Genomic DNA, 6691 nt, shown 5'->3' on the forward strand with positions numbered 1-6691 from the left:
CCTCCCCCACCGCAACCCCGACCGCCCAGCGTGGGCGGCCCTCGCTCGTCACCCGGCCTTCAGCCACCGCCCGGCCCTCAGCCACCAGTCGCCCCTCGGCCACCAGCGGTCCCTCAACCTGAGGGCCCGCCTCAACCACCAGCGGGCCCTCAACCCCCAACGGCACCTCAGCCACCAGCGTGCCCCCAGCCGCCACACCCGCCTCGGCCCTCACTCGGGCCTCCGTCCACCGCCCCGGGATGTGGGCCTCCGCGGGAACGCCGAAGGGCAATGGGTCACCCATGTCGTCCACGGCACCCACCCGCACCGGGGAGTGGGAGACGATCTCGAGATAGGTGTCCCGAAACGCCTGGACGTTCTGCTCGACGGTGAACAGTTCGAGCGCTCGCGCGCGGGCGGCCGCGCCGAGGCGTGCACGGCGCTCGGGGTCGTCCAGCAGCGCCACGCACGCCTCCGCGAGCGCCCGCGGATTGCGCGGCGGCACGACGAGCCCCGTACCGCCGATGACCTCCACCACCGCGCCCACGTCGGTCGACACGGTCGCCCGCCCGCAGAACATGGCCTCGACGAGGCTGATCGGGAAGCCCTCCACGACGCTCGACAGGACGACGACCGCCCCGGCCGCGTACGCCTCCGCCAGGTCCGGCACGTCCGGCGCGCCGATCTCCTCGAACGACACCGGGTTGTCGCCGACGGCGTGCGCGCCCTCCGCCTCGTCGGGGAAGAGCTGTGCGGCGAGCATCCGGCAGTGCCCGAGGTAGGCCGCGCCCTCCGGCCCGTCGGCGGGGGCGCCCACGATCCTCAGCCGTGCCTTCGGCTCGCTCCGGCGGATCTCCGCGAAGGCGTGCAGCAGGGAGATGAGGTCCTTGGCGGGTTCGATGCGGCCGATCCAGACGAGCGTGTACGGGTCGGCGCGCTCCTCGGACTCGCCCACGTCCGCGAAGCGGGACGCGTCCATGCCGGGATAGACCGTACGGAGCTTGGCCCGGTCGGCGCCGCAGCGTTCCTGCCAGCGGCGGGCGTGGGCGTTGCCGGGTGTGACGCAGGCGGCCTGCCGGTACACCTCCGCGGCCAGCTTCTGGTGGAAGGCCGACAGCAGCGCGCGGACCGGCGCGTCGCCGGAGGCCGCGAGGTAGTGCGTCCGCAACTGCACCCCGTACTCCGTGACGAGCAGCGGCACCCCCGAGAAGTGCCGGGCCACCAGCCCGGGCAGTGCGGCCGATCCACCGGCCGCCGCATGGCACAGGTCGACCGAGCCGAGGCCGTCGTCCTGGTACCAGTCGAGTGAAAGGGGGCGCAGGGCGCGTTCGAGGTGTGCGGCGACAGTGAGCAGATCGGGAACGCGCGCCTCCCGCGCCGCGCGCAGGGCGCCGGGTGCGCGACAGGCGCGTTCCAGCATGCGCACGGCGGCTTCCGAGCGCAGGGCACAGACCAGTCCGCCCTCGTCGAGAGCGAGTTCGGCGAGCCCGTACAGCGCGCTGCCGAAACGGTCCGCCTCGACGTCGAGGGCGCTTCCCACGGCCTCGGCGGCACCCGCTCCGCAGACCGACGCCGCCAGTTCCCCGTACGCCTCCGCGAACCGTCGCCGGGCCCGGCGGCCGTACACGACACCGTCCTCGCGCGCGCTCCACAGCGGAGCGGTCCGTACGCGGCTGACCTGCGGCGGCAGTGGGATCCAGCCCTCGTCCTCCTGTCGCTCACTGCGGCTCAGCGCGTAGATGTCGAACTCGTGCTGCCCGAGTCCGCGCACGAGCCGGTCGCACCAGAGCCTGGCGTCACCGCTCACATACGGATAGCCACCCTCCGTAAGCAGTCCGATGCGCACGTGTGCACCCCCGATCTCCCGTTTGGGAGCCGCCGTGGAACCGGCGGCTCGCAGCGGGAAGAACGTATGCGGACATGACCGTGGTGCGACGGACGGTTGTCCGTCGCACCACCAAAAGGGGTGAACGGTCGTGACTTTCGCGTGCGGGCGGCGTTTTGTCGCGCTACGGGATCAAGTACCCGCGTTTCGCCACGTCATGGCCGACTCCCGCCGTCCAGCCGGAGGCTCAACCCTCCGGGAACGCCCAGGGGTTGGCCCGGCAGTGGATCCCGTCATGGTCCAGGAACTTCGTCTGCTGCTGCATGACGGGAGCGAGCTCGCCGTCCTTGTCGCAGGTCACATGGTTGAAGCCGAGGCGGTGGCCGACCTCGTGGTTGATCAGCATCTGCCGGTACGCGTACATCTTGTCGCCGTACGTCTTGGAGCCCTGGGCCCAGCGGTAGGCGTTGATCATCACGCGGTCGGTGGCGGCGGAGTCGCAGGACACGTTGTCGACGGTCGTGTCGAGGCCCGACTTGGCGCACCACTCGGCGGTGGTGCCCGGACTGGCCAGCGTGATCACGAAGTCCGGTTTCCCGGAAGAGATCCGCTCGAAGGTGCGGCCGCCGTTGTGGGCCCAACTCCGGTCGTCGTTCAGCGTCTTCTGCACGGCCTTCGCGAACAGCTCGGCGTCGAGGCCGAGTCCCTCCTCGACGTCGATGCGGTACCGGAACTTCTGGCCCGTGCCCGGCGCCTTGTCGAAGCCCATGACCGCCTGGAACTTCCCGTTCCCCTTGAGGTCGGCGGAGAGCGGGTACTTCTCGCCCATCTGCTCGTCGTACGTCAGCGGGGCCGCGCTCGGTGTCCCGGACGGAGTGGGCCGGTTTTCGCCGCGCGAGGAGGAGTCGCGGGCGTCGCGGTCACCGCCCCCGGCAGTCTGTGACTGCAGGGAGACACCGTCGCGACCGACGGTGACCTGTCCGGCCACGACGACGGCCAGCACGGTGGTGACCGCCGCGGCGGCGATCCCCGTGAACGTCCGCCCCTTGCTCCCCCTGCCCTTCCCGGTCTCCGGCGCCTCGTCCGGCAGCGCCTCCTCGGTCTCGTCGACCTCCGGGCCCGGGGCGACACGGTGGGTCCGACCGGGGGTGAAGACGTCGTCGACCTCCTCGAAGGCGTCGAGGTAGGCCTTCCGCGGCCCGGCACCGGAGGCGTCGGGCCGCCCCGGGTGAGCTCCGGACTCCGGCCCGTGGCCGGAGACGGGCTGCTGCCGCTGTCGCGGTATCCGAGGGTCCGCGTACCCGGCCGAGGCCGACGCGCCCTGCGGCATGCCCTGCGGGCCCGGGGCGCCCTGCTGGCCGGAGGTGCCGTGCGGGCCCGGGGCGCCCGAGGCAGCGAACCGCCCCCAGCCCCCGCCCTGTTCACGCTGCTGCGGATGCCCGCCCCGCACCTGAGGCGTGCCGTCAGGAAACCTCGGCATGCCGTGGGCCGGAGTGCCGTCGGGCAGCCGCGGAACGCCGCGCGCAGGCGTGCCGTCCGGGAAACGGGGCACCCCCTGCGCCGGCGTACCGCCAGGAGCCCCCGGAAAGCGCGGAACGCCCTGAGCGGGCGTCCCGTCGTACATGCGCGGCACCCCACGCGCGGGGGTGCCGTCGGCGAATCGGGGCACTCCCTGCGCGGGCGTGCCGTCCGGGTGGCGCGGCATCCCGCGTGCAGGCGCGTCGGCCGCCCCGGCCGCCGGCGGTGCCTGGGCCATGGGTGTCTCGGTTGTCCCGCCCTTGGCGGGCCGCCCCTTGCGGCTGTGTCGTCCCACGCCGCGCCTCAACTCCCCGCGCCGGAGACGCCTGTATCGGCTTCGCCTGTACCGGCCTCGAATGTACCGGTCTCGCCCGTACCCGATTCGCCCGTGACGGGCCTGTGCACCCCGGAGGCCGAGCCGTCCGCGCCGGCGATCGGCCCCTCGGTACCGGAGGCCGCCCCGCTCTCGTCCGGCGAACCACTCAACTGCGTGGTGTCCGCCAACTGCGCCGTGTCCGCCAACTGAACGGTGTCCGTGAGCAGTTCACGGAACGCCGTGGCCACCGTCTCCGGGTACTCCATCATCGCCACATGCCCCGCGTCCGGCAAGGAGAGCAGGCGGGAGCCACGGAAGGCACGTGCCGCGCGCTGGGCCATGCGGTAGGAGACGAGCTGGTCACGGCCGCCGTAGACGAGGAGCGTGGGCGCGAGGACGCGCTCGGCCTGGCGCCAGAGGTTGTGCTGCCCGCCAAGGGTGTACGCGTTCACGATCCCGCGTGCCGAGCGCGCCATCGCGTCCCAGAAGTACGGCAGCTGGAGCCGCCGCTCCATCTCCTCCACCGCGTTGCGGAAGCCCTCCGGTGTCACCTGCCCGGGGTCGCCGTAGCACAGCGCTGTGACGCCTCTGACGCGCTGCTCGGCCGTCCAGCCCCTGCTGAAGCGCGTGAACAGCCCGGCCACCCCCGGCAGGGCCAGCAGCGCCGTGGGCAGCGCGGTCCGCTGCACGCGGATCTCGGGGAGCGCGGGCGAGACCAGCGTCAGCGTGCGGACCAGATCGGGGCGTACCGCCGCGACCCGGGTCGCGACCGCGCCGCCCATCGAGTTCCCGAAGAGGTGCACGGGCCCGCGCTCGGCCGCGTCGAGATAGCGGATCACCGAGCGGGCGTGCCCGGTGACCGAGTAGTCGCCGTCGTCCGGTGGCGGGGAGTCCCCGAAGCCGGGCAGGTCGATCGCCTCGCTGTCGACCAGACCGTCGAGCAGCGGCATCAGCGCCGACCAGTTCTGCGAGGAACCACCCAGGCCGTGCACGTACAGGGCGGCGGGCAGTCCTTCGCGCGCCGGCGGTCTCGACCGTACGGTCAGGGTGACCCCCGGCAGCCCGACCGACCGCAGCCGCTCGCCGGCCGCGATCCGCACCGGGCTCGCCTTCGGCGTGACAGTGGCGGCAAGCGCGGACGGCAACTCGGTCGAAGACATGCGGCAATGTTACGAGACGATCACGCAGTGGTTCATGTGTTCGCCGTCACAGACAGCCGTTGCCGGTACGGAAGTTCGCCCTGACGGCACCCTGGGAAACCGTACAGCGGCCGCCTGGCCCACACAGAAACCACCTGGACCGTACAGAGGTCGCGGGCGGACCGCATAGCGCCACCATCGCGCGTCTCCTAGGCTCGTACCACAGGGAACTCGCACGCGACCTCTGCTTCTTCCAGGGATGCTCAGGGATGTTCTGGGACATTTTGGGAAGGGAGCCCAGCATGACCGTCGACCCGACCGATCCCGAGACCCTCGACGAGCAGAACGACACCGAGTTCGGCGTCGAGGCCCCCGAGGCCGATGCCGCCGAACAGCACGCGGATCTCGCACCGCACCACGACGACCCCCTGACCGGCGCGGACCCGGACAGCGCCAACGAGGCCGACCGCGCCGAGCAGGCACGGGTCGTCGAACTGGACGAGGACGACTATCGATGACGGACCGATATCGATGACGGACCGACGACCGACGAAGTGACGTCCGGCGAGCTGATGCGCGCCACCGGGAGGCACTCACCGGGAGCCACTCACCGGGAGGCACTGATGACGGGAAGCCGGGACGCACGGAGCGCCGGGCAGGGCGCTCACCTACCCACTTCGCCCCTGTTTGATGTGCTCCGCGCCATTCCCTCCTGCGTCCGGTCCATGAAATTCTGCGCTGGCACCGCGCGCAGCAGGGTTACCGAAAAGTACGATGGCGGCGCGGCGCACACCGCATGTGGACGATTTTGGGAGGCGGCGTGACAGCCATCGAGCAGACAGAGGCGGCGCGCCCACGGGGCACTCGCCTGCCGCGCCGAGCCCGACGGAACCAGCTCCTGGGCGCCGCCCAGGAGGTTTTCGTGGCCCAGGGCTACCACTCGGCCGCGATGGACGACATCGCCGAACGCGCCGGCGTCAGCAAGCCGGTGCTCTACCAGCACTTCCCGGGCAAGCTGGACCTGTACCTGGCCCTGCTGGACCAGCACTGCGAGGCACTGCTCCAGGCGGTCCGCGGCGCGCTGGAGTCGACGACCGACAACAAGCAGCGCGTACGGGCCACGATGGACGCGTACTTCACGTACGTCGAGGACGAGGGCGGCGCCTTCCGGCTGGTCTTCGAGTCCGACCTGACGAACGAGCCCGCCGTCCGCGAGCGCGTCGACAAGGTCACGAACGAGTGCGCCGAGGCCATCTGCGACGTCATCGCCGAGGACACCGGCCTGTCGCGCCCGGAGTCGATGCTCCTCGCCTCGGGCCTGGGCGGTCTCGCCCAGGTGGTGGCGCGCTCCTGGCTGCACAGCGACCGCAGTGTGCCGCGCGAGCAGGCGGTGCAGCTGCTGGCCTCGCTGGCCTGGCGGGGCATCGCCGGGTTCCCCCTGCACAGCAGCGAACACCACTGACGCCCGCCATGTGGCGGAGTCTTACGGCTCTTTGTTCCCGTCCGGAGGTTCTTTGTTCCCGTCCGCTGTTCGCTCCTGGCGTTCTTGGTCGGTCGGTGTACGTCCCCTCACCGGGCTAATGTGTGCTGGGTACGGCGCGGACGGCCGCGCACTTCACTGACCGTCGGAGGGACATAGCCGTGGAGGTCAAGATCGGCGTGCAGCACGCGCCCCGCGAGATCGTTCTGGAGAGCGGTCAGAGTGCCGAGGAGGTCGAGCGCGCTGTCTCCGAGGCGCTGGCCGGCAAGTCGCCGCTGCTGAGCCTCGTGGACGACCACGGCCGCAAGGTCCTGGTTCCCGCCGAACGCCTGGCGTATGTGGAGATCGGCGAGCCCACCGCGCGCAAGGTGGGCTTCAGCAGCGCGCTCTAGCACACGGCGCGACGAAGGGGCCCGGACGGCGAGTCGCCGCCC

6 protein-coding genes are annotated in these 6691 nt (G+C 71.7%); 3 read left to right on the forward strand and 3 right to left on the reverse strand.

All coding sequences use genetic code 11. The features are described from left to right. The 3 genes from FNH08_RS41125 to FNH08_RS41135 form a co-directional block, all read right to left on the reverse strand. A partial coding sequence (locus tag FNH08_RS41125) for a DUF3492 domain-containing protein (RefSeq protein ID WP_322726293.1) occupies nt 1-1825 on the reverse strand: 1825 nt, incomplete at its 3' end. Between the two features lie 226 nt (nt 1826-2051). Continuing rightward, nucleotides 2052-3560: a DUF3152 domain-containing protein gene (locus tag FNH08_RS41130; protein ID WP_152776628.1), complete on the reverse strand. Its 1509-nt coding sequence runs from the start codon at nt 3558-3560 to the stop codon at nt 2052-2054. Nucleotides 3561-3625: 65 nt separating this feature from the next. Next, complete coding sequence (locus tag FNH08_RS41135) at nt 3626-4798, reverse strand: alpha/beta fold hydrolase (protein ID WP_228034674.1); 1173 nt, start codon at nt 4796-4798, stop codon at nt 3626-3628. Nucleotides 4799-5079: 281 nt separating this feature from the next. On the opposite strand from FNH08_RS41135, the gene FNH08_RS41140 reads away from it, so the two are divergent. The 3 genes from FNH08_RS41140 to FNH08_RS41150 all read left to right on the forward strand — a co-directional run bounded on the left by FNH08_RS41140 (nt 5080) and on the right by FNH08_RS41150 (nt 6649). After that, nucleotides 5080-5295 (forward strand): hypothetical protein, encoded by a 216-nt coding sequence (locus FNH08_RS41140; protein WP_152776625.1) that lies wholly within the window; start codon nt 5080-5082, stop codon nt 5293-5295. 302 nt (nt 5296-5597) lie between these two features. Then, nucleotides 5598-6239, forward strand: coding sequence for a TetR/AcrR family transcriptional regulator (locus FNH08_RS41145; RefSeq protein ID WP_322726294.1), 642 nt, complete (start codon nt 5598-5600; stop codon nt 6237-6239). Nucleotides 6240-6418: 179 nt separating this feature from the next. Continuing rightward, the gene (locus FNH08_RS41150; protein WP_322724976.1) at nt 6419-6649 is read left to right on the forward strand and encodes a DUF3107 domain-containing protein; all 231 of its coding nucleotides are present in this window, start codon (nt 6419-6421) and stop codon (nt 6647-6649) included. The last annotated feature ends 42 nt before the right edge of the window (nt 6650-6691 follow it).

The sequence above is a fragment of the Streptomyces spongiae genome, from assembly GCF_009377185.1.
GTDB classification, from domain to species: Bacteria; Actinomycetota; Actinomycetes; order Streptomycetales; family Streptomycetaceae; genus Streptomyces; species Streptomyces spongiae.